This window comes from Streptomyces sp. NPDC015131 (assembly GCF_043079975.1).
Lineage (GTDB): Bacteria > Actinomycetota > Actinomycetes > Streptomycetales > Streptomycetaceae > Streptomyces.
In genome coordinates this window covers 783,259-806,853 of record NZ_JBIBVB010000004.1, presented here as the reverse complement: position 1 = coordinate 806,853, position 23,595 = coordinate 783,259, and the positions used below count along the sequence as shown (strand labels likewise).

The window sequence follows — 23,595 nt, the reverse complement described above, 5'->3', positions numbered from 1 at the left end:
GCGGTGGCGGAGCGTCAGCGCACGCGTCCGTACCAGACCGACGAGGACCAGATCTTGTCCAGCTTCACCACCGAACCCGACTTCGGCGAGTGCCAGATCTTGTTGTTACCCGCGTAGATCCCGACGTGGTAGACGCTGCTCCCGCGATGGAAGAAGACCAGGTCGCCCTTCTGCCGCCCGGAGGCGGAGATGTGGCGGGTCTTGTTGTACTGCTGCTGCGCGGTGCGCGGGAGCTTCTTGCCGGCCTTCTTGTACGAGTAGAGCGTCAGGCCGGAGCAGTCGAACCGGGACGGGCCCACCGCTCCGTAGGCGTACGGAGCGCCCTTCTTGGACGCGGCGATGTTCAGCGCCTTGGTCGCGTGCGCCGGGGCGGCCTGCGCCTCCGGGACGCCGCCCGGCGCCAGCAGGGTGCCGCCGACGGCGGCGAGGGTGAGTGCCGAGACGGCACCCGCCCGGGACAGCAGAGACGGGACATGAATCTGCGCGGTCATGCGCAACCCTTCGTCAGCCGCCTGTGAAGGATGACCTGTCGGGTTCGGGCTGGCGAAGTTGCCCGGCCGCTCGCGCGGCTTCACCCCAAGGGAGACCGGGGGGACGTACTGCGTCCGGTCACCCGTACTGCTCGGGTCCTCCACTCCTGCCGATCCACTCCTGTCGACCAGTCGTCCGGACGGCGGCAGGACTCGGCGTCCGCCCGGACCGCCCCGCCGCGGCGGCGGGGGCTTGTCGTCGTCAGGGATCTTGACCCATCCCAGGGGAAAAATCCGAGCCCAAACGGCCTTTTGTGAGGCTCCTCACGACTGATCCATTCGGGTGGACAGGGTCGATTTGGGGCCCGGCGGCGTGACACGGGCGATCCCCGTACCAGCGGCGGAACCTGATATTCCGCCAGATGGGTCGTTCCGCTGCGCAAGTCGCGTCGTACGAAATTCCTCCGAATGCCTACGCTGAACGAGGGAGCGTTTCTCGCACTGCTGAGCCCGTCCGGGGGAGGGCACGTCGGGGGTGCGGCGGTCCCGTGCCGTCGAACTGAGCCCTCGTCACACGACGCGCGCGCCGCTCGCCGTCAAGGACCTCCCGGCGCCGCGCCGGAGCGGAGGCGCCCCTCCCGCCGTTCCCGGGACCCGTCGCCGGCCGGACGGATGTACCCGGCGGTTCGCACCCACAGCCATGCGCGGGCAAAGGGCCGGTTTACCTCCCGGAAAAACTTCGACCAGAGATGGAAATATCTCTCGGCCACACTCGTCCCCGCAGGTCAACAGAGTGTTGAAGCCGGATAGGGTCCCGCTGCGCCCGGGACCGGACCGGGCGGAGGACTGTGAGGTGAATCGTGCAACTGACCCCGCACGAACAGGAACGTCTGCTCATCCATGTCGCGGCCGACGTGGCCGAGAAGCGCAGGGCCCGCGGCGTGCTGCTCAACCACCCCGAGGCCGTCGCCCTCATCACCTCCCACATCCTGGAGGGCGCCCGCGACGGCCGCACCGTGGGCGAGCTGATGGCGTCCGGCCGCAAGGTCCTCACCCGCGACGAGGTGATGGACGGCATCCCGGAGATGATCCACGACGTCCAGGTCGAGGCCACCTTCCCCGACGGCACCAAGCTCGTCACCGTCCACGAACCGATCGTCTGACGGGGGAGCGCGCCCGATGATCCCCGGAGAGATCCTGTACGCCGACGAGCCCGTCCTCCTCAACGAGGGCCGCCCCGTCACCCGCCTCACCGTCCTCAACGCCGCCGACCGCCCCGTCCAGGTCGGCTCCCACTACCACTTCGCCGAGGCCAACCCCGGCCTCGACTTCGACCGTGCGGCCGCCCGCGGCCTGCGGCTCAACATCGCCGCCGGAACCGCCGTGCGCTTCGAGCCCGGCATCCCCGCCGACGTGGAACTCGTACCGCTCGCCGGGCTGCGTGTCGTCCCCGGCCTGCGCGGACAGACCGGAGGCCCCCTCGATGCCTGACCTCAGCCGCGTCCGCCTCGACCGGCCCGGCTACGCCGACCTGTTCGGCCCCACCACCGGCGACCGCATCCGGCTCGCCGACACCGACCTCCTCGTCGAGATCGAGGAGGACCGCTGCGGCGGCCCCGGACGCTCCGGCGACGAAGCGGTGTTCGGCGGCGGCAAGGTGATCCGGGAGTCCATGGGCCAGTCCCGCGCCACCCGCGCCGAGGGCGCCCCCGACACCGTCGTCACCGGCGCCGTCATCATCGACCACTGGGGCGTCGTCAAGGCCGACATCGGCATCCGCGACGGCCGCATCACCGGCATCGGCAAGGCCGGCAACCCCGACACCATGGACGGCGTCCACCCCGACCTGGTCATCGGCCCCGAGACCGAGATCATCGCCGGCAACGGAAAGATCGTCACCGCCGGCGCCATCGACGCACACGTCCACTTCATCTCCCCGACCGTCGTGGAGCAGGCCCTCACCTCCGGCATCACGACGCTCGTCGGCGGCGGCACCGGCCCCGCCGAGGGCACCAAGGCCACCACCGTCACCCCCGGCCCCTGGCACCTCGCCCGGATGTTCCAGGCGCTGGACACCTACCCCGTCAACATCGGCCTGCTCGGCAAGGGCAACACCGTCTCCCACGAGGCGATGCACTCCCAACTGCGCGGCGGCGCACTGGGATTCAAGATCCACGAGGACTGGGGCGCCACCCCCGCCGCCATCGACGCGTGCCTGCGCGTCTGCGAGGAGAGCGGCGCCCAGCTCGCCATCCACACCGACACGCTCAACGAGGCCGGCTTCGTCGGCGACACCCTCGCCGCCATCGCCGGGCGCACCATCCACGCGTACCACACCGAGGGCGCGGGCGGCGGCCACGCCCCCGACATCATCACCGTCGTCTCCGAGCCGTACGTCCTGCCCAGCTCGACCAACCCCACCCGGCCGCACACCGTCAACACCCTCGACGAACACCTCGACATGCTGATGGTCTGCCACCACCTCAACCCGGCCGTCCCCGAGGACCTCGCCTTCGCCGAGTCCCGCATCCGGCCCTCCACCATCGCCGCCGAGGACGTCCTCCACGACCTGGGCGCCATCTCGATCATCTCCTCCGACTCCCAGGCCATGGGCCGCGTCGGCGAAGTGGTCCTGCGCACCTGGCAGACCGCCCATGTGATGAAACGGCGCCGCGGCGCCCTCCCCGGCGACGGCCGCGCCGACAACCACCGGGCGCGCCGCTATGTCGCCAAGTACACGATCAACCCGGCCGTCGCCCAGGGGCTCGACCACCAGATCGGCTCCGTCGAATCCGGCAAGCTCGCCGACCTCGTCCTGTGGGAGCCCGCCTTCTTCGGCGTGAAGCCCCAGACGGTGATCAAGGGCGGCCAGATCGCCTACGCCCAGATGGGCGACGCCAACGCCTCCATCCCCACCCCCCAGCCGGTGCTGCCCCGCCCCATGTTCGGCGCGCTCGGCACGGCCGCCGCGGCCGGCTCGTACAACTTCGCCACCACCGCGGCGCTCGACGACGGGCTGCCCGAACGCCTGGGCCTGCACAAGGAGTTCACCGCCATCACCAGCACCCGGGGCGTCACCAAGGCGGACATGCGCGAGAACGACGCCCTGCCGCGCGTCGAGGTCGACGCCGACACCTTCACCGTGACCATCGACGGCGAGCCGGTCGAACCGGCACCCGCCGCCGAACTGCCCATGGCCCAGCGCTACTTCCTCTTCTGAGGCCGGGGAGCCCGATGACACGCGCCGCACTCCTCGTCCTCGCCGACGGCCGCTTCCCCGCCGGCGGGCACGCCCACTCCGGCGGAGCCGAGGCCGCCGTCAAGGCCGGCCGCCTCCGGGACGCCCGCGACCTGGAAGGCTTCTGCCGGGGCCGCCTGCACACCACCGGCCTCACCTCCGCCGCCCTGGCCGCCGCCGCGGCCCACGGCCACGACCCGGCCGCCCTCGACCGGGCCGCCGACGCCCGCACCCCCTCGCCCGCCCTGCGCGCCACCGCCCGCAGGCTCGGCCGCCAGATGATCCGGGCCGCCCGCACGGCCTGGCCCCACCCCGAACTGGACGCCCTGGCCCGGGCGTTCCCCCGCGGCGCGCACCAGCCGGTGGTCCTCGGGACCGCCGCCCGCGCGGCCGGCCTCGGCCCCGAGGACGCCGCGCACTGCGTCGCGTACGAGACGGTCGGCGGCCCCGCCACGGCCGCCGTCCGGCTCCTCGGCCTCGACCCCTTCCAGGCCACCGCCGTCCTGGCGCGCCTCGCCCCCGAACTGGACCTGGTGGCCGCCCGCGCCGCCGAGGCCGCCCGCGCCGCCGAGGCCGCCCGCGCCGGCGTCGACGCCCTGCCCGCCGCCTCCGCGCCCCTGCTCGACATCACCGCCGAACAGCACGCCACCTGGCCCGTACGCCTCTTCGCGTCCTGACCCCACCCACTGGAGGACCCATGCACCTCGACCACGGCCACCACGGCCCCGCCGCCGTCAGCGCCGACGCCCACCGCCCCGACGGCACCCGCCGCGCCCTGCGCATCGGCCTGGGCGGCCCCGTCGGCTCCGGCAAGACCGCCACCGTCGCCGCCCTCTGCCGGGAACTGCGCGAGCAGCTCTCCCTCGCCGTCGTCACCAACGACATCTACACCCGCGAGGACGCCGACTTCCTGCTGCGCCACGCGGTCCTGCCGCCGGAGCGCATCCAGGCGGTGGAGACCGGCGCCTGCCCCCACACCGCGATCCGCGACGACATCTCCGCCAACCTCGAAGCGGTCGAGGACCTGGAGGACGCGGTCGGGCCGCTCGACCTGATCCTGGTCGAGTCCGGCGGCGACAACCTCACCGCCACCTTCTCCAAGGGCCTGGTCGACGCCCAGATCTTCGTCATCGACGTCGCGGGCGGCGACGACATCCCGCGCAAGGGCGGCCCCGGCGTCACCACCGCCGACCTGCTCGTCGTCAACAAGACCGACCTCGCCCCGTACGTCGGCTCCGACCTGGGGCGGATGGCCCGGGACGCCAAGGAGCAGCGCGGCGACCTCCCCGTGGCCTTCACCTCGCTCACCGGCGAGGAGGGCGTCGGCCCGGTCGCCGCCTGGGTGCGCGAGCAGCTGGCCGCCTGGACCCGAGCGGCGTGAGCGTCCACGCCACCGCCCGGATCGTCGCCGCGGCCGGCGGCGCCCTGCCCGTGCTGGAGAGCGACGGGCCGCTCGCCCTGCGCCGCACCCGCGCCACCGGACCGCACACCCGGGTCACCGTCGTCGGCGCGATGACCGCGCCGCTCGGCGGCGACCGGCTGGCGCTGGAGGCCCGGGTGGAGGACGGGGCACGGCTCACCGTCGACGCCGCCGCCGCGACGGTGGCCCTGCCCGGCCGGGACGGCGGCCACGCCCGCTACGACGTGCGGCTGTCGGTGGGGGAGGGCGCGGAGCTGCGCTGGCTGCCGGAGCCGCTGGTCTCCGCGGCCGGCTCGTCCCTGCGGATGCGGACGACGGTGGAGCTGGCCGCGAGCGCGCGGCTGGTGCTGCGCGAGGAGCAGGTCCTGGGCCGGTACGGCGAGGAGCCCGGCACCCTCGCCGCCCGCCTCACCGTCCACCGGGCGGGGCGCCCCCTGCTGGACCAGGAACTGCGTTACGGTCCGGGGGCGCCCGGCGGGTGGGACGGGGGTGCGGGACTGGCGGGGAACCGGGCTGTGGGCCAACTGCTGGTGGTCGACCCCGACTTCGCCGTGGAACCCGTGAAGCCGAGCCTCGTGGGCGACCTGGCCGCGGTCACCCCGCTGGCCGGTCCGGCCGCGCTGGTGACGGCCCTCGCACCGGACGCGCTGCTGCTGCGGCGGGCCCTGGACGCGGGGCTGGCGGCCATGGGATGACGGTGCGTCAGCCGCCGACGTACCAGGTGAAGCCGCCCGTCGACGCCGCGACCGCCAGCAGGATGCCGAAGACCACGAGGTCGACGATGCCGAGCGCGATCGCGGCCTTCGCCATGCCCGCGCCGTTCTTCACGGACGACTGCCGCAGGGCGACCGCACCGAAGATGATGGCGAGCGGACCGAGGATGATGTTGAAGAACAGCACACCGACGATGCCGCAGACGAGTCCGGCGATGGCGAGGCCGTTCGTGCGGGACTGCGGCTGTCCGTGCGCGCTGCTGGTTCCGAAACCGGCCATGACAACTCTCCCTGCTCACAGTGGACTTGTGAAGCTTCGTGTTGCCCGTTGTGCCGTTCCCATGCCCACCCGGTGAGAAATCGGTGCCGCGGTCCGGCGGAGGCCGTCGGCCCCCGCGGCCTCAGCGCCGGAAGCGGGGCAGCCCGCGCGGCCGGTCGGCGGCCTGCGCGGCCTCCTTCACCCGGGCCGCGTAGTCGTCCACGTACTCCTGGCCGGACAGTTCGAGGATCCGGTACATGATCTCGTCCGTCACGGCGCGCAGCACCGTCTTGTCGTTCTCCATCCCGGCGTACCGGGAAAAGTCCAGCGGCTCACCGAACCGGATCCGCACCCGCTTCACCCGGGGCACCTTCTGGCCCGGCGGCTGGATCTCGAACGTGCCGAGCATCGCGCACGGCACCACCGGCACCCCCGCCTTCAGGGCCATGACCGCCACGCCGACCTTGCCCTTGTAGAGGCGGCCGTCGTGCGACCGGGTGCCCTCCGGGTAGATGCCCAGCAGCTCGCCCTTCCCCAGCACGCCCAGCCCCTCGCGGATCGCCGCCTGCCCGGCCTCCTTGCCGGAGCGGTCCACCGGGATCTGCCCCGCGCTCCGGAAGAAGGCGGCGGTCAGCCGGCCCTTGACGCCGGGGCCGGTGAAGTACTCCTGCTTCGCCAGGAAGGTGATGCGCCGCCTGAGGACCACCGGCATCAGGAAGTGGTCCGAGAACGACAGGTGGTTGCCCGCGACGATCGCGGCCCCCTCCCCGGGCACATGCTCCAGGCCCTCGGTCCTCGGCCGGAACAACAGCCGCAGAACGGGCCCGAGAAGGACGTACTTGAGCAGGTAGTAGAACACTGACTGGCTCCCCACTGCACCGGATCGGCTCGCGTCGGATCGGCCCCGTTCTCGGGTTCTACCAGGACGCGAACCGCTCCGAGGGGGATCAGTGTAGGTGCGCGTGTCGTGCCCGGGAACCACGCGTGGGCGCGGCCGGTGAGCGGCCGGTGAGCGGGCACAAGAACCGCATGACTGTAGCCAAGAGCAGTGTCCTCGTCCTCGACTGCGCGGAGCCCGAGGCCCTGGCGGAGTTCTACGCCGGGCTCCTGGACGCCGAGACGCGGCGGGGGACCGATCCCGACTTCATCGAGGTGGCCGGCCTTCACGGCGTGTGCCTCGCCGTCCGGCGCGACCACGGCTACGCGCCGCCGAGCTGGCCCCGTCCCGACGACTCGCAGCAGGCGCACCTGCACATCCTGGTGGCCGAGGAGGACATGGACGAGGCCGAGCGCGAGGCGGTGAGCCTCGGCGCCCGGCCCGTGGAGACCCGGGACAACTCCGGCCCCCGGGACGTGCGGACCTACGCCGACCCGGCGGGCCACTCCTTCACGCTCGTCGCCCGGGAGGGCCGCACGGCCGAGCCGGTGGAGCCCCGGGAGGAGCGGGCCGAGCCGGCGGAGCGGCGGGAACCGGGCCGTACGGTCCCGTCCGCGCCGTAGCGGAGCCGTAAAGGCGTCTCAGGGCGTCGGCTGGGCGTCTCAGGACGTCCTCAGGGCGTCTCACGGCGTCTCACGGCGTCGCAGGGCGTTTCAGGGCGCCCCGGGGGCCGAGGCCGGGTCCGCCTTCGCCCGGGGCGCCCCCTCGGCCTCCGCCTCCGTCCTCGCCTCGGCCTCCGCCAGGCGGGCGCTCAGCGTGGCGTTGTGGGCCTCCAGGGCCGCGATCCGCTTGCGGGCGAAGTACAGCTCCGTCACCGCGTCGCGGAACTCCGCGACCAGCTCGTCGGGGGTCAGTTCCATGGTGTCGTCCTCCGGTGGGGTACGGGCGCGGGTCAGGCGGGGGCGATGGTGGTGACCGTGCCCCGGGGGCCGCGCCACTTCAGCGCGCCGCCCTCGGCGTACAGCGCCCCGCCGCCGTGCGAGTCCACCCCGGTGGGCACCGACGCGGTGTCCACCACCCGGATCACCCCGTCCACCCGGAGCGCGGAGTCCACCGACGGGCGCTGCACCACATGGAGCTGCGACCAGGGCTCGGCCCCGACGTCCATCCCGACGCCCACCCGGCCGCTGCCCTTGACGACGAAGTCGTCCCGGCCGTTGTTGCGCAGGCAGATCAGATTGCCCCGGGTCGGGCCGTCCTCCGCCGTCAAATAGATGCCCTGCGCGGCGGTCCCGGGCGTCCGCAGGTCGATGGACAGCGCCGACGCCTTGTGGTCCGACCCGTCGGCGTGCCCGGTGTGCGTGACCTTGACCGTGCCGTGGGCCTTCTCGGTGCCCCGTACGAACACCGCCGACATCCCCGGGTTGTCCGAGACGATGTTCGCCGCGACGCCCCCGCCGGACTTCCCGGCCTGAATGGCCGTCAGGGCGTGCTCGGTGGTGGACGCCGTACGGAAGAAGGCGGCGTTCACGGCCGAGTCCGCCCGGAACCGCTCGGCGACCACCGGCCCGTCGAACGTCGTCGTCGCCCCCTCGGCGGCCCCGGCCCCCGCTGCCTGTGCCGCGTGTGCCGCGGTGGCGCTCCCGCCCGCCACCAGGGTCACCGCGCCGGCCGTGAAGCCTCCCAGGAACAGTCTCCGTCCCACCGTCATCCGCATGTTCCTCCCGCTCATGGGCGCGCACCGGTCGCGCGCCCGGGAAGTGGACTCCGGGCGGGGCGCTTTGGTTGTACGGCGACGACGGGGCGCCGGGCCGGCAGGTTACTCATGCGTTCCGCACGGCCGGTTGCTGACGGTTGTGACTGTTGGTCACCCGCCCCGGGGTGACACCGTCTTCCTCGTCGCCACCGACACCGTCGGGAACGCGGCACCGTCGGGAGACCGACACCCGTCGTCGTCAGCAGCGCCGAGCGAGGGAGCAGGTGTGATCAAGGGCTACGCCGCCTTCTGTGACGCGGACCGCCACTTCTACGACGCCCCCCACCGGCTCTCCGCCGAGGGCGGCGACCGCAGGAGCGCCCCGTACGCGGCGGCTCTCGCACCGGTCCCGGAGGGCTGGCAGCGGCACCGCAGCGGCGACTGGCTGGCCCTTCGCCCCGCCGACCTCTCCCTCCCCGCCCAGGGCTGGAAGATCCACGTCTCGGCCTGCCTGGACAACGCCGAGTCGGTGCTCGAACGGGTGCGGGACTACTGCCTGCCGCGCGGCATCGCCTTCAAGTTCGTCCCGAGCCGCTACCTGCTGCACACCCGCAACGCCAAGTACGCCGACCGCGCCGCCAGCGGCAAGTTCATCACCGTCTACCCGGCGGACGACGAGCAGTGCCGGCGCGTCGCGGACGACCTGGCGGGGCTCCTCGCCGGCGAGCCCGGCCCGTACATCCTCAGCGACCTCCGCTGGGGCGAGGGCCCGGTGTACGTGCGCTACGGCAGCTTCACCCGCCGCCACTGCTACGACGACAAGGGCGAACTGTGCCCGGCCGTCCAGCACCCCGACGGACGGCTCGTGCCCGACTTGCGCGGCCCCGTCTTCCAGACGCCCGACTGGATCGAGCCGCCCGCCTTCCTGCGGCCCCACCTCGACGCGCGGGCCGCCGTCACGGTCACCGACCTCCCGTACGCCATCGACAGCGCCCTGCACTTCTCCAACGGCGGCGGGGTGTACGTCGGCCACGACCGCCGCACCGGCGAGAAGGTCGTCCTCAAGGAGGCCCGCCCGCACGCCGGGCTCGCCGCCGACGGGGCCGACGCGGTGACCCGGCTGCAGCGCGAACGCACGGCGCTGGAGCGGCTCGCCGGCCTGCCGTACACCCCCGAGGTGCGGGGCACCTTCACCGTCGGCGACCACCACTTCCTGGCGATGGAGTTCCTGGAGGGCAAGCCCCTCAACACCTTCTTCGCCCGCCGCCACCCGCTGATCGAGGCCGACCCCGCCCCCGAGGCCCTCGCCGACTACACCGAGTGGGCCCTGCGGATCCACCGCCTGGTCGAGGAGGCCGTCGACGCGGTCCACGCGCGCGGAGTGGTCTTCAACGACCTCCACCTGTTCAACATCATGGTGTCCGAGGACGAGACGTCCGTGGCGCTGCTGGACTTCGAGGCCGCCGCCCACATCGACGAGGGACGGCGCCAGACCGTCGCCAACCCGGCCTTCGTCGCCCCGCCCGACCGGCGCGGCTTCGCCGTCGACCGCTATGCCCTCGCCTGCCTGCGGCTCGCCCTGTTCATACCGCTGACCAGCCTCTTCCCGCTCGACCCCGGCAAGGCGCGGCACCTCGCCGACATCGCCGCCGCCCAGTTCCCCGTCCCGCGCGCCTTCCTGGACGAGGCGGTGGCGGAGATAGCCGGGCCGCCGGGGGAGGACACCGGGCCGTACCTGCCCGTCGAACCCGGCGACTGGCCGCGCAGCCGCACCTCCATGGTGAACGCCGTGCTCGCCTCGGCCACACCCGACCGCGAGGACCGGTTCTTCCCCGGCGACATCGCCCAGTTCGCCGCCGCGGGCGGCGGCCTGTCCTTCGGGTACGGCACCGCCGGCGTCCTGTACGCCCTCGCCGCGACGGGCGCGGAGCGCTGCGCCGAGGCCGAGGAGTGGCTGCTGCGCCGCACCAAGGAACCCGAGTCCGGCACCCCCCTCGGCTTCTACGACGGCCTCGCCGGGGTCGCCTGGGCACTGGACCGCCTCGGACACCCCGAACGGGCCCTCGAACTGGCGGAACAGACACTCCGCCGGCCCTGGGAGGACATCGCTCCCGACCTGCACAGCGGCCTCTCCGGAGTCGGCCTCGCCCTCGACGCGCTCGGCATGCGCGACGACGCCCTGCGCTGCGCCGGCCTCGTCGCCCGCGCCCTGCCCCGGATCACCCGCGCCGGGCTGCTGCACGGCGCCTCCGGACCGGCGCTCCTCTTCCTGCGGCTGTACGAACGCACCGGCGACACCGGCCTGCTCGACCTGGCCCGCGACGCCCTCGGCCGCGACCTCGGCCGGTGCGTGACCAGCGCGTACGGCACCCTCCAGGTCGACGAGGGGTGGCGCACCATGCCCTACCTCGGCGCGGGGAGCGTCGGCATCGGGATGGTGCTCGACGACTACGCCGCCCACCGGCAGGACGACGACCTCGACCGGGCCCGGCACGAGATCGTCCGGGCCGCCCAGGCCACCTTCTACGCGCAGCCCGGTCTCTTCCGCGGCGCCGCCGGCATGGTGCTGTACCTCAGCCGCACCACGGCGCCCGGGCCCGGCACCGCGCCCTCCGACGTACGGCGCCAGATCGACGCCCTCGCCCGGCACGCCGTGCCGTACCAGGGTCATCTGGCCTTCCCCGGCGAGCAGATGATGCGGCTGTCCATGGATCTCGCCACGGGCACCGCGGGCTGCCTGCTCGCCCTCGGCAGCGCCGCGTCCGGCGGACGCGCGCACCTGCCCTTCCTCCCGCCGCTCCGGCGGCCCACGAGCCGGCCCCAGCCAGGGGTCGTGAAAGAGCACACACCGTCCCCATGAAGGAAAGGAACTGATCATGTCGCTTCTCGACCTGCAGTCGATGGAGACCCCGAAGGAAGAGGCCACCGGCGACGTCGCCACCGGCAGCCGCGCCAGCCTGCTGCTCTGCGGCGACAGCAGCCTGAGCGTCACCACCTGTAACTGACCCTTCCGGTCGCGCGGTGCCGAACGCGCGCGGCCGTGACGGATCACCCGCGGTCCCGGGCGGCTCCACCCGCCCGGGACCGTTTCCCGTACCCGAGGAGGACACCGCCCCCATGACCTCCCCGCCGCACCCCGGCCGCCGTACCGCGCCCGCCCCCCGCCCGTCCCCGGAGCCGACCCGGGGCAGCGGCGACCGCGTCCTGCGGGGCGCACTGCGGCACAGTGGCGGACGCGCCGCGGCGGTGCTCGTCTGCTCGGTGGCCGCGGCCCTCGCCGCCCTCGCCGAACCCGCCGTCCTCGGGCGCGCCCTCGACCTGCTGCTCGCCGGATCGGACACCGCGCCCCGCTGGGTCGCCCTGTGCGCGGCGCTGATCGCCGCCGAGGTCGTCCTCGACGCGCTCGTGGCGCTGCTGACCGGCACCACCCACGCCCGCTCCACCGCCTGGCTCCGCCACCGCGCCCTCGGCCGCCTGCTCGCCGCCCCGCCGCACCGGGCCGCCCGCCTCGCGCCCGGCGACCTCGCCACCCGGCTGACCGCCAACGCCACCGAGGCGGGCACCGTCCCGGCCACCGCGGCCGGTGCGCTCGCCACCGTCCTCCCGCCGCTCGGCGGCATGGTCGCGCTCTTCCTGATCGATCTCTGGACGGCGCTGGCCTTCCTGGCCGGCGTCCCGCTGCTCGTCCTGCTGCTCAGGGCGTTCGCCCGCAGCTCCTCCGGCACCGTCTCCCGCTATCAGAAGGTGCAGTCCGGCATGGCGGACCGCCTGGTCGAGGCGCTGGCCGGGGCCCGGACGATCGCCGCCGCCGGGACGCTGGAGCGCGAACGCCGCCGGGTCCTCGCCACCCTCCCCGAACTCGGCGCCGAGGGACGGGAGATGTGGCTCGTGTACGGCCGGGCCGTCGCCCGCAGCGGCGTCCTGATGCCCCTCCTGGTGACCGTCGTCCTCGCGGTCGGCGGGGTCCGGCTGGCCTCCGGCGCGCTGGGCGTCGGCGACCTGGTCGCCGCCTCGCGGTACGCGGCCCTGGCCGCCGGTGTCGGCTCGCTCGCGGCCGCGCTCGGCGCCCTGGTGCGCGGCCGGGCCGCCGCGCGGCGCACCGGCGAGATCCTCGCCCTCCCCGAGCTGCCCCACGGGGACCGGACGCTGCCCCCGGGCGGGAAGGGCACGCTCGAACTGCGCGGCGTCACCGTCGTACGGGACGGTACGACCGTGCTGGACGGTGTCGACCTGCGGGTGCCCGGCGGGGCGACCGCCGCCGTCGTCGGCCGGTCGGGCGCGGGCAAGTCCCTGCTCGCCGCCGTCGCGGGCCGGCTGGCCGACCCCGACGAGGGCGAGGTCCTGCTCGACGGCGTCCCGCTGCGCCACGTGGCGCCGGGCTGCCTGCGCGAGGAGGTCGGGTACGCCTTCAGCCGCCCCGCCCTGTTCGGTACGACGGTGGGCGAGGCGATCGCCTTCGGTGCCCGCACCGCACCGGACGACACCGTGCGGCGGGCGGCCGGGGCGGCGGGCGCCGACGGCTTCACGGGGCGGCTGCCCCGGGGATACGACACGCCCTTGGCCGATGCGCCCCTGTCGGGCGGCGAGCTGCAACGGCTGGGCCTGGCACGGGCGTTCGCCCACGCGGGCCGGCTGCTGATCCTGGACGACGCCATGTCGGGGCTGGACACGGTGACCCAGCGGCAGGTGGAGCGGGCCCTGGTCCGGGACGTCCGGCCGGGCACCCGGCTCGTCGTCGCCCACCGGCTCTCCTCCGCCGCGGCGGCCGACCTGGTGGTGTGGCTGGACGGCGGGCGGGTGCGCGCCACCGGCCCCCACCGCGCCCTCTGGCGCGACCCGGCCTACCGGGCGGTGTTCGCCGCGACGGGCGCGGAGGACGAGACCGGCGCGGAGACCGCGAAGGGCGTCGGGGCCGTGACGGGCGCGGAGGGACCGGATCCGGGCCCGGCCGGGGACGGGGGCGCCGGGGCGGAGGACGCGTACGCCGGGGTGAGGACCACCGGGCCGGCCGGCGCGACCGGCGCGACCGGCGCGGCCGGGGCGGAGGAGCGGTGAGCACGGGCGGCGTCCTCACCGAGGGCCGGCGCTTCCTGCTGCGGCGCCGGCGGAACGTGCTGCGCCTCGGGGCCTGGTCCCTGCTGGAGTCCGCCCACACCTTCCTCGGCGGGTACGGGGTGGCCCGCGCGCTGGACGACGGCTTCCTCGCCGGGCGCACCGGAACCGGCCTGCTGTGGCTGGCCGTCGCCGCCGCCGGGACGCTGCTCGGCGGGCTCGCCGTACGCGGGGTGTTCACCCACCTCGCCGGCCTGGTCGAGCCGCTGCGCGACGGGCTCGTCCGCCGGGCCGTGGGACGGGCGCTCCACGACGCCGTCGCCGACCCGGCCCGGGCGGAGAGCGCGGCGGGCGGCACGGTCGTCTCCCGGCTCACGCACCAGACCGAGATCGCCCGCGACAGCTTCGCCGGGCTCGTGCTGACCGCGCGGTCCTTCGTCTTCACCTCGCTGGGCGCGCTGGCCGGCATCGCCTCCCTGGAACCGGCGCTGACGCTGGTGGTCCTGCCCCCGCTGCTGCTCGGCCTGGCGCTGTTCCTCGCGACCCTGGCCCCGATGGCGGCCGTGCAGCGCGCGTTCCTCGACGCCGACGAGGCCCTGTCGGCCCGGGTCGGTGCCGTCGGCGCGGGGCTCCGGGACGTGACCGCGTGCGGCGGGGCCGGACACCTGGCGGAGAGCACCGGGCGGCTGATCGACGCCGAGGCCCGGCTCGCGCGCCGGCTGGCCCGCTGGGCGGCCGTCCGCACCCTGGCCCTCGGCGCGGCGGGCCGGCTCCCGGTGATCGCCCTGCTGCTCGCCACCCCCTGGCTGCTGCGCGGCGGGGTGAGCGCGGGCACCCTGCTGGGCGCCCTCACCTACCTCGTCCAGGCGCTGCTGCCCGCCCTGGACGCGCTGATGACCGCGTTCGCGGCGGCCGGCACCCGGCTGCTGGTGGTGCTGGAACGCTTCACCGGCGCGCCCGCGGATCCGCCGGAGCCATCCCCCGTGCGCCCGGCGCGCCCCTGTGCTCCCGCGCGCCCGCGTACCACCCCGACCGCCGCCCCGGCCGGGCCGCCCGCCGCCGAGCTGCGCGGCGTCCGCTTCGCCTACGGCCCCGGGGCGCGGCCGGTGCTGGACGGACTCGACCTCGTCGTCGCCCCGGGGGAGCACCTCGCGGTCGTGGGTCCCAGCGGCATCGGCAAGTCCACCCTGACCGCCCTGCTCGCCGGGCTCGCCACCCCGACCTCCGGCACCGTCGCCGTGACCGGCACGCCCGCCCTGCTGCCCCAGCAGGCGTACGTGTTCACCGGCACCGTCCTCGACAACCTCACGTATCTGCGACCCGACGCCACCGACGAGCAGGTGCGCGAGGCGGTGGACGACCTGGAGCTGGCGCCCCTGGTGCGGCGGCTCGGCGGCCTGGGCGCCACCGTCGCCCCCGGCCGGCTGTCGGCGGGGGAGCGCCAGTGCCTGGCGCTCGCCCGCGCCCATCTGTCGCCCGCCCCGCTGCTCCTGCTGGACGAGGCGACGTGCCACCTGGACCCCGACACCGAGGAGCGGGCCGAGCGCGTCCTCGCGGCCCGGCCCGGCGCGCTGGTCGTCGTCGCCCACCGCATCTCGTCCGCCGTACGGGCCGACCGGGTCCTGGTGCTGGACGGGGACCGGGCCGTGTGCGCCCCGCACGGCGAGCTGCTCACGCGCTCCCCCCTCTACCGGGACCTCGCCGGCCTCTGGCGGCCCGACGCGGCCCATGCCGCGTCTTCCCAGGGCCCGCCCGGACTCTGACGGCCCGACGCGGCCTGATCGGGCCGCGTCGGCCCGGCCCGATCAGGCCCTCTCCGCAGAGCGGCTCCCTCACACCCACCCAGCGCCCTGCGATATCCGGATCGCGTCGATCCGGTTGCGTGCGCCGACCTTCCGCGTGGCCGACGCCATGTAGTTGCGCACCGTCCCGTTCGACAGGTGCAGCCCCCGCGCTATCTCGGCTATGGACTCGCCCTCCGCGGCCCGGGCCAGCACGCTCAGCTCACGGGCGGTCAGCGGCATCCGGGACGCCTCCAGAAAGCCGAAGGCGAGCGATTCGTCCACGAACCGCTCGCCCTCGGCGACCTTGCGTATGCCCCGCACCAGCCGGTGCGGCGAACCGTGCTTGTCGACGTACCCCAGCGCCCGTGCCTCGAACGCTCTGCGCAGCGCCCCCGGCCGCCCCGGCGAGGCGAGCACCAGCAGCGCCGTCCGCTCGCCCAGCACCTCCCGGTCGGCGGCGGCACCGCCGTCCCACAGCGCCCCCGCCCCCGGACAGTCCAGGTCGACCACGCACACATCGGGCCGTAAACACTCCGCCTGCTTGCCCGCGGACCGCCAGCCCGCCGAGAAGACGTCGAAGGCCCCCTCGGATCTCAGCAGTGCCACCAGCGCGGACCTCAGCAGACTGACGCTGTGCAGGACCAACACCTTTGTCATGTCCCATCCCCTCCCTGTCGTCAGCCCGGATGGTGACACCGGGCTTCCGTATGGTCACCCATCCGGCTTCCCCGGGCGGCGAGGCCGGAACATTGCCCTGGTACGTGCGGGGCGCGTGGCTCCCCGGCATGTGCGCCCCCCGTGCTGCGCCGTGCGCGTGCGTACGCCGGACCTCGCGGTGGTCCCTGTGTTATGCGCTCCCCGGCCGCCGCCCCGGGAAGGGCCGCCGCCTGGTGGGAACGGGTGCTTCCCCCGAAAATGGCGGGGTATGCGGTGGTCCTCCGCGCGACGAGGAGGGTGGAACCCGATGACCTTCACGACCGACCGGCCCGGGACCCCCGAGGGCGACACGGGGCTGCCGACCGTGCGCTCCCTGGAGGAACTCGGCCAGCTGGTGGTCCGCCGGGGCCGGCTCTATGTCCGCTGGTCCTGCGGCCCGGACCGCGACCTGGGCGCGACCCGCAGCGTCGACGAGCTGACGGGCATCCCCATGCCGGGCCTGTCGGCGAACCCGCTGCGGGTCGAGGAGTGGTGGGGCGACCGGTCGCTGCGGCTGTGGGTGGCGCGCCGCCTCTTCGACTACTGCCACCTGCGCGCCGACCGGGTCGGCGACGTGCGGCCCTGGACGCTGTGCGGCCGGGAGGTCGGGCGCGGCCCGGACAACGAACCGCTGGTGCGCGACATCGAGCCGGTGAGCTGGATCGCCCCGGACGTCATCGCGGAGGCCGAGGAGGAGGTGGCCCGCCAGCGCCGCCCCTGGGGCCCGATGCGCCGCTGACCCCGCCCGGGCCCGCCCCGGCCCTGGGGCCCGATGCGCCGCTGACCCCGCCCGGGCCCGCCCCGGCCCTGGGGCCCGATGCGCCGCTGACCCCGCCGGGGCCCGCCCCGGCCCCGCCCCACCCCGCCCCACCCCGCCCGGGCCCGCCCCACCCCGTCCGGCGCCCTGCGCGTCCCGCGGTCTGCGGCGCCGCTTCCGGGGAACATGGGGGCTCATGTCGACAGCGAAGGACCAGCCGCTCAGGCGGGCGCTCACCACACCCCTGCTCTACTTCTTCATCCTCGGCGACGTCCTCGGCGCCGGGGTGTACGTCCTGATCGGCGAGGTCGCCGCCGACGCCGGGGGAGCCGTCTGGGTACCGCTCGCCACCGCCCTGGCGCTGGCCCTGCTGACCGCGGCCTCCTATGCGGAGCTGGCCACCAAGTACCCCCGGGCCGGCGGTGCCTCGCACTACGCCACCCGCGCCTACGGGCCCTTCGCCGGGTTCCTCGCCGGCTTCTGCATGCTCGCGGCGGGCGTGGTCTCGGTCGCCGCGCTCGCCCGGGGCTTCGCCGGCGACTACCTGACCGCCTTCGTCACTCTCCCGGTCGCCCTGGTCGCCGTCGTCTTCCTGGCCGCCCTCGCCCTGCTCAACGCCCGGGGCATCCGGGAGTCCACCCGCGCCAACGTGGTCGCCACCCTCGTCGAGCTGGCCGGCCTCGCGACCGTGGTCGTCCTCGGCGCCTGGCTGCTGCTCCGCGGCGACGGCGACCCCGGGCGGCTCGTCCGGCTCGGCACCCCCGGGCACGGGGCCGCGGCCGCCGTCCTGAGCGGCGCCGTCCTCGCGTACTACTCCTTCGTCGGCTTCGAGACCTCGGTCAACGTCGCCGAGGAGACCCGCGACCCCCGCCGCTCCTACCCCCGCGCGCTGTTCGGCGCCCTGCTCACGGCCGGCGTGGTGTACGTGCTGGTGGGCCTGGCCGCCTCCGCCGCCGTGCCGACCAGCACCCTCGCGCGCTCCAGCGGGCCCCTGCTGGAGGTGGTCCGGGCGGCCGGCGGCGTACCGGTGTGGCTGTTCAGCGCCGTCGCGCTCGTCGCCGTGGCCAACGGCGCGCTGCTGACCGGCATCATGTCCTCCCGGCTCGCCTACGGCATGGCCCGGGACGGGCTGCTCCCCGCCGTGCTGACCCGGGTGCTGCCCGTCCGGCGCACCCCCTGGGCCGCGATCGCCGTCACCACCGCCCTGTCGATGCTGCTCGCCCTCACCGGCAGCGTCGCCACCCTGGCCTCCACCCTGGTCCTGCTGCTCCTGGTGGTGTTCTTCCTGGTCAACACCGCCCTGCTGGTGCTGCGCCGCGACCCGGGGACCGAGGGGCACTTCCGGGCGCCGACCGCCGTACCGGTCCTGGGCGCCGCCTCCTGCGTCCTGCTGGCCACCCGCGTCGAACCGGAGGTCTGGCTGCGCGGGCTCGTCGTGATCGGCGTGGGCCTGGTCCTGGCGGCCGTCGCCGCGGCCCGGCGCGGCCCCGAGCGCCCCGCCACCGGACGCGACGGCGCGGAGCCGAGCGGCGCGGAGGACGCCGCCGGGACGGGGCCGGGCGGGGACCGGGCGTAGGCCGTCGGCGCGACGTCCCGGCGCGTCGCCTTGGCGGGCGGGCGCGGCGGAGGTGCCCTGACCCTGCGTGTGCCCGAGCCAGGAGCCGCGCACCAGGAGCCATGGGAGCACCGGATGTCCTTCCGCGCCGCCGCCGCGACAGCGGCCGTCCTCCTCGCCCTCGTCCCCGCCGCACCCGGCCACGCGGACACCCCCGCCCCGGCGCCCGGGGAGGGGGAGGGCCTCTTCCTCACCGTCTCCGGCGGCGACGACAGCTGGATCCGGGGCGTACGCCTGCGCTGCGCGCCCCGCCCCACCGGTCCGCACCGCGACCCCGAGGGCGCCTGCGCCGCCCTGCACACGGCGCGCGGCGACCTGGACCGGCTGCGCGGCGACCAGCACCCGTGCACCAAGCGCTTCGACCCGGTGACCGCCCGTGCCACCGGCGAGTGGCGGGGCATCACCCTCGACTGGCGCCGCACCTACCCCAACGCCTGCGTGCTGGACACCGAGACGGGCCCGGTCTTCCGCTTCTGACCGTCCCGCGGGCCGCGGCGGCTCAGCTGTCCCGGGTCGCTGCCATCCCGATCGTCACCAGCCCGAGCACCACCCACCCGAACCACAGCCAGCCGTTGCTGCCGAGCGCCACCGTGTACGCGGTCGTCAGCACCAGCGCCCCGATGGTCAGCCCGCTCATCGTCTTCGTGGAACCGGACATGCGCGTCCTCCTCCCGACGGCCTCCCACGGCCTACCGCCATGGTCGCTCCGGGGCGGGGGTCCGCGCTACCGCCCGGCACCTCGCGGGCCGGCCAGGTCCGTGCTAACGGCCGCGCGCCTGGAGCGAGGCCAGGTACGCGTTGTACGCGGCCAGCTCCTTGTCGCCGTCCCGGTCGGCCGCCCGGTCCTTGCGCACGGCGTGCCGCTGCTCGGACCGGTACCACTGGTAGACCAGCGCGATCAGCACCAGCACCGAGGGGATCTCGCTGAACGCCCAGGCGATGCCGCCCGCCGCGTTCTGGTCGGAGAGGGCGTCGATGCCGAGGGAGGCCGGCGGGTTCGCGTACGTCCCGACCATCGGCTCCGTCGCCATCATCAGCGCGATGCCGAAGAAGGCGTGGAAGGGCATGCCGGCGAACAGCTCCAGCATCCGCATCACGTACCCGGGCCGGTGCGGGCCGGGGTCCACGCCCATGATCGGCCAGAAGAAGACCAGGCCGACGGCGAGGAAGTGCACCATCATCGCGATGTGCCCGGGCCGGGAGCCCATCAGGAAGTCGAACAGCGGGGTGAAGTACAGGGCGTACAGGCTCGCGATGAACAGCGGGATGGTGAACACCGGGTGCGTGATGATCCGCATGTAGCGGCTGTGCAGCAGCGCCAGCAGCAGCTCGCGCGGCCCCCGGGCCCCGCGCCGGGAGGCGACCGGCAGCGCGCGGAGCGCCAGCGTCACCGGCGCGCCCAGCAGCAGCAGGATCGGCGACAGCATGCTGATGATCATGTGCTGCACCATGTGCACGCTGAACATGACCATGCCGTAGTCGTTGAGCCCGGTGCACATCACCAGGGCGACGGTCAGCACACCGGTGACGAAGAACACCGTGCGCCCCACCGGCCAGGCGTCCCCGCGCCGCCGCAGCCGTACGACGCCCCAGCCGTACAGGGCGAGCGCCAGCAGGCAGCCGGTCAGGAAGAAGGCGTCCGGGGAGAACGCGAGCCCCCGCCCCAGCGTGAACGGCGGAAGATCCATGGGCATGTCGTGCATCCCGTGCCCGCTGTGATCCATCCGCCGGCTCCTGACTCGTTTCGTGCTGGGTTGTCCGCTTGCGGGGTCCAGACTAGAACCGCCCCCGGTCGCGGCTGCGACCGGGGGCGGGTGGTTGAGCGGGAAACGGCCGTCAGAGCACCGTCTCCGCCTCGTCGTACCGCTCCGAGGGCACGGTCTTGAGCGTCTCCACGGCCTGCGCCAGCGGCACCATGGCGATGTCGGTGCCGCGCAGCGCGGTCAGCATGCCGAACTCGCCCCGGTGCGCCGCCTCCACCGCGTGCCAGCCGAACCGGGTCGCCAGCACCCGGTCGTACGCGGTCGGCGTCCCGCCCCGCTGGACGTGCCCGAGGATCACCGCGCGGGCCTCCTTGCCGAGGCGCCGCTCCAGCTCCCCGGCGAGCTGCTGGGCCACCCCGGCGAACCGCTCGTGCCCGTAGATGTCCTTGCCGCCCTCGTTGAACTCCATGGAGCCGGCGCGCGGCTTGGCGCCCTCCGCGACCACCACGATGGCGAACTTCTTGCCCGCCTCGAACCGCGCCCCAACCCGGGCGGTCAGCTCGTCGATGTCGAAGGGCCGCTCGGGCACCACGATGGCGTGGGCGCCGGCCGCCATGCCGGAGTGCAGCGCGATCCAGCCGGTGTGGCGGCCCATGACCTCCACGATCAGCACGCGCTGGTGCGACTCGGCGGTGGTCTTCAGCCGGTCCAGCGCCTCGGTGGCCACCCCGACCGCGGTGTCGAAGCCGAAGGTGACGTCGGTCGACGCGATGTCGTTGTCGATGGTCTTCGGTACGCCGACGATGGGCAGCCCCGCCTGCGAGAGCAGGTTGGCCGCCTTGAGGGTGCCCTCGCCGCCGATCGGGATGATCGCGTCGAGGCCCAGGTCGGCGACGTGCCCCCGGGCGCGCTCCACCCCGTCGACCAGGTGGGCGGGCTGCACGCGCGAGGAGCCGAGAATGGTGCCGCCCCGGGCGAGGATGCCGGCCACCGCGTCCAGGTCGAGCTTGCGGTAGTCGCACTCCAGGAGGCCCTTCCAGCCGTCGTGGAAGCCGATGACCTCGTCGCCGTGGTCGACCACAGCGCGGTGCACGACCGAGCGGATGACGGCGTTCAGGCCGGGGCAGTCGCCGCCGGAAGTGAGCACACCAATGCGCATAGCCCGAGATACCTTTGCAACGTGGGCCGACTCCCGGACCACGTCGTCCGGCTGGTTCCCCGCCACCCTACCGGCGCAGGGTGACGGGTCCGAAACGAACGTCCGACTACTGGACGGTAGTCGTACGAACCGACAAGGCCCTCGCGGGCCGACGGTCCGTCAGGCGGGCTGCGAGGCCGCCGCGATCCGCTCGGTGCGCAGCGCCTCGTACCACCGGTCGTCGGTGGGCGGCAGCGCGTTCACATCCAGGGCCAGCTTCAGCAGCAGGTCCGCGATCTGCGGATTGCGCGCCATGACCGGTCCGTGCATGTATGTCCCGAAAACGGTGTCGTTGTACGCGCCCTCGGTGCCGTCGCCGGTGCCATTGCCGTTGCCGAACACCGTCCGGGCGAAGGGCCGCGCCGTCGGCCCGAGGTGGGTGACGCCCTGGTGGTTCTCGAACCCGGTGAGCTGGGGCAGCCCCAGCCGGGGGTCGATGTCCGCCAGCACGTCGCCGACGCACCGGGCGCCCTCGCCGCGCGTGGAGATCACGTCGATCAGCCCGAGGCCGGGCTCCCGCTCCCCGAGGTCGTTGATGAACTCGTGGCCCAGGATCTGGTACCCGGCGCACACCGAGAAGATGATGGCGCCGTTCTCCGCCGCCCGGTTCAGCCCGCCGTCGCGGCGCAGCCGCTCCGCCGCCAGCCGCTGCGGCCGGTCCTCGCCGCCGCCGATCAGGTAGATGTCGCCGGACGTCGGGATCGGCTGGTCGCTGCGCACGTCCACCCGCTGGACGTCCAGGCCGCGCTGGCGGGCGCGCCGCTCCACCACGAGGGCGTTGCCCTGGTCTCCGTACGTACTGAGCAGGTCCGGGTAGACCCACACGAGACGCAGACTGCTGTCGCTCATGCTCATGTCCTTCTGGGGTCAGTTGCCGACGCGGCGGCGGACGTCCTGGAACGCGGTGTAGTTGGCGATGAGCTCGATCCGGCCGGGCGGCGACAGCTGCACCGCCTCGTCCACCGTCTCGGCCACCCGGAAGTCCAGGCCGGCCACTTCGAGCCGCACCGCCAGGTCCAGCCGGCGGTCGCCGATCACCACGATCGGGTGCCCGGCGAGCCGGGTGTAGTCCACGTCCCAGAGCCACGAGGTGTCCGTGCCGTCCGCGCCGCGGGCGTTGACGGACAGGATGACCGGCGTGGGCGGCGGGTCGATCAGCGAAAACGTCTCGAGCCAGCCCGCCGGGTTCTTCGCCAGCAGCAGTCGCAGGTCACGGCCCTGGAAGCTCACCACGTCGTACCGGCCGGCCACCGCCTGCACCGAGTACATCCGCTCCAGCGCCACCTGCGGCGGCACACCGAAGACGGCCGCGACCGCCGCCGAGGTGGTGGCGTTCGCCTTGTTGGCGCGGCCGGGCAGCTGCAGGTGGATCGGCCAGGCGGAGCCGTGCGGGTCCAGTACGTGGTCCCCGTTCAGCGCCCAGCTCGGCGCGGGCCGGCGGAAGCCGCACTCGCCGCAGAACCAGTCCTCGCCGGGGCGCTGCATCACACCGCCGCAGGCGGGGCAGGACCAGGCGTCGTCCTTCCACTCCTGGCCGGCCGCCACCCACACCACATTGGGCGAGGAGGAGGCGGCCCACACCACCAGCGGGTCGTCCGCGTTGGCGATCACGACCGCCTTGGTGCCCGACAGGCCCTCGCGCCACTTCTCGGCGAGCATCCGGGTCTCGGCGGCGCGGTCGAGCTGGTCGCGGGAGAGGTTCAGCAGCGCGATCGCCTTGGGCGTCACATCGCGCGCCACACCGGCCAGGTACTTCTCGTCGACCTCGATCACGCCGTACCGGGCGTCCGAGCCGCCCGCGAGGGCCGAGGTGATGCCGGCGGGCATGTTCGCGCCCAGGGCGTTGGAGACGACCGGGCCGCTGGCCCGCAGCGCCTCGGCGATCAGCCGGGTGGTGGTCGTCTTGCCGTTGGTCGCCGACACCAGGACGACGTCCAGGTGCTGCGCCAGCCGCCCCAGCAGGTCGGGGTCGAGCTTGAGCGCCACCCGGCCGCCGATCACGGATCCGCTGCCGCGCCCCGCCGCGCGAGACACCGCCGCTGCGGCCTTGCCCGCCGTCACGGCCAGCTTGGCGCGCGGCGACAGCGGCTCAGGATTGCCAGGGTGTCCTGCCATCG

24 protein-coding genes, 1 pseudogene and 1 riboswitch are annotated in these 23,595 nt (G+C 74.5%); of the genes and pseudogenes, 14 read left to right on the top strand and 11 right to left on the bottom strand.

What is annotated here, in order from left to right; translation table 11 throughout:
• Nucleotides 1–14: 14 nt before the first annotated feature.
• Nucleotides 15–491 carry a C40 family peptidase gene (locus ACF08D_RS19715; RefSeq protein WP_392223990.1) on the bottom strand — a complete coding sequence of 159 codons (477 nt, stop codon included), beginning with the start codon at nucleotides 489–491 and terminating at the stop codon, nucleotides 15–17.
• Nucleotides 492–494: 3 nt separating this feature from the next.
• A riboswitch (cyclic di-AMP (ydaO/yuaA leader) is annotated at nucleotides 495–699 on the bottom strand.
• Nucleotides 700–1,330: 631 nt separating this feature from the next.
• On the opposite strand from ACF08D_RS19715, the gene ACF08D_RS19710 reads away from it, so the two are divergent.
• The 6 genes from ACF08D_RS19710 to ACF08D_RS19685 are packed head-to-tail and all read left to right on the top strand — an operon-like array spanning nucleotide 1,331 to nucleotide 5,823.
• Nucleotides 1,331–1,633, top strand: coding sequence for an urease subunit gamma (locus tag ACF08D_RS19710; protein ID WP_392223989.1), 303 nt, complete (start codon nucleotides 1,331–1,333; stop codon nucleotides 1,631–1,633).
• A 16-nt stretch (nucleotides 1,634–1,649) separates the two neighbouring features.
• Nucleotides 1,650–1,961: an urease subunit beta gene (locus ACF08D_RS19705; RefSeq protein WP_392223988.1), complete on the top strand. Its 312-nt coding sequence runs from the start codon at nucleotides 1,650–1,652 to the stop codon at nucleotides 1,959–1,961.
• On the top strand, nucleotides 1,954–3,690 hold the full coding sequence (locus ACF08D_RS19700; RefSeq protein ID WP_392223987.1) for an urease subunit alpha: 1,737 nt from the start codon (nucleotides 1,954–1,956) through the stop codon (nucleotides 3,688–3,690). The genes ACF08D_RS19705 and ACF08D_RS19700 overlap by 8 nt, the downstream gene beginning before the upstream one ends.
• A gap of 14 nt (nucleotides 3,691–3,704) precedes the next feature.
• On the top strand, nucleotides 3,705–4,385 hold the full coding sequence (locus ACF08D_RS19695) for an urease accessory protein UreF (protein ID WP_392223986.1): 681 nt from the start codon (nucleotides 3,705–3,707) through the stop codon (nucleotides 4,383–4,385).
• Between the two features lie 20 nt (nucleotides 4,386–4,405).
• Nucleotides 4,406–5,089 (top strand): urease accessory protein UreG, encoded by a 684-nt coding sequence (ureG, locus tag ACF08D_RS19690; RefSeq protein WP_392223985.1) that lies wholly within the window; start codon nucleotides 4,406–4,408, stop codon nucleotides 5,087–5,089.
• Entirely contained in the window at nucleotides 5,086–5,823 is a 738-nt protein-coding gene (locus ACF08D_RS19685) for an urease accessory protein UreD (RefSeq protein WP_392223984.1), read from the top strand. Before ureG ends, ACF08D_RS19685 begins: the two co-directional genes overlap by 4 nt.
• 7 nt (nucleotides 5,824–5,830) lie before the next feature.
• On the opposite strand, the gene ACF08D_RS19680 is transcribed toward ACF08D_RS19685, so the two are convergent.
• Together ACF08D_RS19680 and ACF08D_RS19675 are read right to left on the bottom strand one after the other, a co-directional pair.
• On the bottom strand, nucleotides 5,831–6,121 hold the full coding sequence (locus ACF08D_RS19680) for a DUF4190 domain-containing protein (protein ID WP_392223983.1): 291 nt from the start codon (nucleotides 6,119–6,121) through the stop codon (nucleotides 5,831–5,833).
• Nucleotides 6,122–6,242: 121 nt separating this feature from the next.
• Nucleotides 6,243–6,959 carry a lysophospholipid acyltransferase family protein gene (locus tag ACF08D_RS19675; RefSeq protein WP_392223982.1) on the bottom strand — a complete coding sequence of 239 codons (717 nt, stop codon included), beginning with the start codon at nucleotides 6,957–6,959 and terminating at the stop codon, nucleotides 6,243–6,245.
• 170 nt (nucleotides 6,960–7,129) lie between these two features.
• Between ACF08D_RS19675 and ACF08D_RS19670 the strand changes: the two are divergent.
• Nucleotides 7,130–7,495: pseudogene (locus ACF08D_RS19670) on the top strand (VOC family protein); the annotation flags it as partial.
• 195 nt (nucleotides 7,496–7,690) lie between these two features.
• Here the strand turns inward: ACF08D_RS19670 and ACF08D_RS19665 are convergent.
• Both ACF08D_RS19665 and ACF08D_RS19660 read right to left on the bottom strand, forming a co-directional pair.
• Nucleotides 7,691–7,897, bottom strand: coding sequence for a hypothetical protein (locus ACF08D_RS19665; RefSeq protein ID WP_392223981.1), 207 nt, complete (start codon nucleotides 7,895–7,897; stop codon nucleotides 7,691–7,693).
• A 32-nt stretch (nucleotides 7,898–7,929) separates the two neighbouring features.
• A complete protein-coding gene (locus ACF08D_RS19660; protein WP_392223980.1) occupies nucleotides 7,930–8,688 on the bottom strand; it encodes a hyaluronoglucosaminidase in 759 nt (252 codons plus the stop codon).
• A gap of 271 nt (nucleotides 8,689–8,959) precedes the next feature.
• Here ACF08D_RS19660 and lanKC point away from each other — a divergent pair, with 271 nt between their 5' ends.
• From lanKC to ACF08D_RS19640, 4 genes are all read left to right on the top strand, one after another.
• Nucleotides 8,960–11,533 (top strand): class III lanthionine synthetase LanKC, encoded by a 2,574-nt coding sequence (gene lanKC / locus ACF08D_RS19655; protein ID WP_392223979.1) that lies wholly within the window; start codon nucleotides 8,960–8,962, stop codon nucleotides 11,531–11,533.
• A gap of 16 nt (nucleotides 11,534–11,549) precedes the next feature.
• The gene (locus ACF08D_RS19650) at nucleotides 11,550–11,678 is read left to right on the top strand and encodes a SapB/AmfS family lanthipeptide (RefSeq protein WP_156695566.1); all 129 of its coding nucleotides are present in this window, start codon (nucleotides 11,550–11,552) and stop codon (nucleotides 11,676–11,678) included.
• 112 nt (nucleotides 11,679–11,790) lie between these two features.
• Nucleotides 11,791–13,728 carry an ABC transporter ATP-binding protein gene (locus tag ACF08D_RS19645; protein ID WP_392223978.1) on the top strand — a complete coding sequence of 646 codons (1,938 nt, stop codon included), beginning with the start codon at nucleotides 11,791–11,793 and terminating at the stop codon, nucleotides 13,726–13,728.
• Nucleotides 13,725–15,488 carry an ATP-binding cassette domain-containing protein gene (locus tag ACF08D_RS19640; RefSeq protein WP_392223977.1) on the top strand — a complete coding sequence of 588 codons (1,764 nt, stop codon included), beginning with the start codon at nucleotides 13,725–13,727 and terminating at the stop codon, nucleotides 15,486–15,488. Before ACF08D_RS19645 ends, ACF08D_RS19640 begins: the two co-directional genes overlap by 4 nt.
• A gap of 69 nt (nucleotides 15,489–15,557) precedes the next feature.
• Here the strand turns inward: ACF08D_RS19640 and ACF08D_RS19635 are convergent, their stop codons facing one another.
• Nucleotides 15,558–16,166, bottom strand: coding sequence for a DNA-binding response regulator (locus ACF08D_RS19635; RefSeq protein ID WP_392223976.1), 609 nt, complete (start codon nucleotides 16,164–16,166; stop codon nucleotides 15,558–15,560).
• Nucleotides 16,167–16,473: 307 nt separating this feature from the next.
• Here ACF08D_RS19635 and ACF08D_RS19630 point away from each other — a divergent pair, with 307 nt between their 5' ends.
• From ACF08D_RS19630 to ACF08D_RS19620, 3 genes are all read left to right on the top strand, one after another.
• Nucleotides 16,474–16,944 (top strand): DUF6098 family protein, encoded by a 471-nt coding sequence (locus ACF08D_RS19630; RefSeq protein ID WP_392223975.1) that lies wholly within the window; start codon nucleotides 16,474–16,476, stop codon nucleotides 16,942–16,944.
• Nucleotides 16,945–17,158: 214 nt separating this feature from the next.
• Nucleotides 17,159–18,538 (top strand): APC family permease, encoded by a 1,380-nt coding sequence (locus ACF08D_RS19625; RefSeq protein ID WP_392223974.1) that lies wholly within the window; start codon nucleotides 17,159–17,161, stop codon nucleotides 18,536–18,538.
• A gap of 69 nt (nucleotides 18,539–18,607) precedes the next feature.
• Nucleotides 18,608–19,054 carry an SSI family serine proteinase inhibitor gene (locus ACF08D_RS19620; protein WP_392223973.1) on the top strand — a complete coding sequence of 149 codons (447 nt, stop codon included), beginning with the start codon at nucleotides 18,608–18,610 and terminating at the stop codon, nucleotides 19,052–19,054.
• 22 nt (nucleotides 19,055–19,076) lie between these two features.
• Here the strand turns inward: ACF08D_RS19620 and ACF08D_RS19615 are convergent, their stop codons facing one another.
• The 5 genes from ACF08D_RS19615 to ACF08D_RS19595 all read right to left on the bottom strand — a co-directional run bounded on the left by ACF08D_RS19615 (nucleotide 19,077) and on the right by ACF08D_RS19595 (nucleotide 23,593).
• Nucleotides 19,077–19,235, bottom strand: a complete 159-nt coding sequence (locus ACF08D_RS19615; RefSeq protein WP_392223972.1) for a hypothetical protein — start codon at nucleotides 19,233–19,235, stop codon at nucleotides 19,077–19,079.
• Between the two features lie 103 nt (nucleotides 19,236–19,338).
• The gene (locus tag ACF08D_RS19610; protein WP_392223971.1) at nucleotides 19,339–20,301 is read right to left on the bottom strand and encodes a cytochrome c oxidase assembly protein; all 963 of its coding nucleotides are present in this window, start codon (nucleotides 20,299–20,301) and stop codon (nucleotides 19,339–19,341) included.
• 112 nt (nucleotides 20,302–20,413) lie between these two features.
• Nucleotides 20,414–21,439: a 6-phosphofructokinase gene (locus ACF08D_RS19605; protein ID WP_392223970.1), complete on the bottom strand. Its 1,026-nt coding sequence runs from the start codon at nucleotides 21,437–21,439 to the stop codon at nucleotides 20,414–20,416.
• A 159-nt stretch (nucleotides 21,440–21,598) separates the two neighbouring features.
• On the bottom strand, nucleotides 21,599–22,327 hold the full coding sequence (locus ACF08D_RS19600) for a type 1 glutamine amidotransferase (RefSeq protein WP_156695573.1): 729 nt from the start codon (nucleotides 22,325–22,327) through the stop codon (nucleotides 21,599–21,601).
• Between the two features lie 18 nt (nucleotides 22,328–22,345).
• Entirely contained in the window at nucleotides 22,346–23,593 is a 1,248-nt protein-coding gene (locus ACF08D_RS19595; protein ID WP_392223969.1) for a MurT ligase domain-containing protein, read from the bottom strand.
• Between the last annotated feature and the right edge of the window lie 2 nt (nucleotides 23,594–23,595).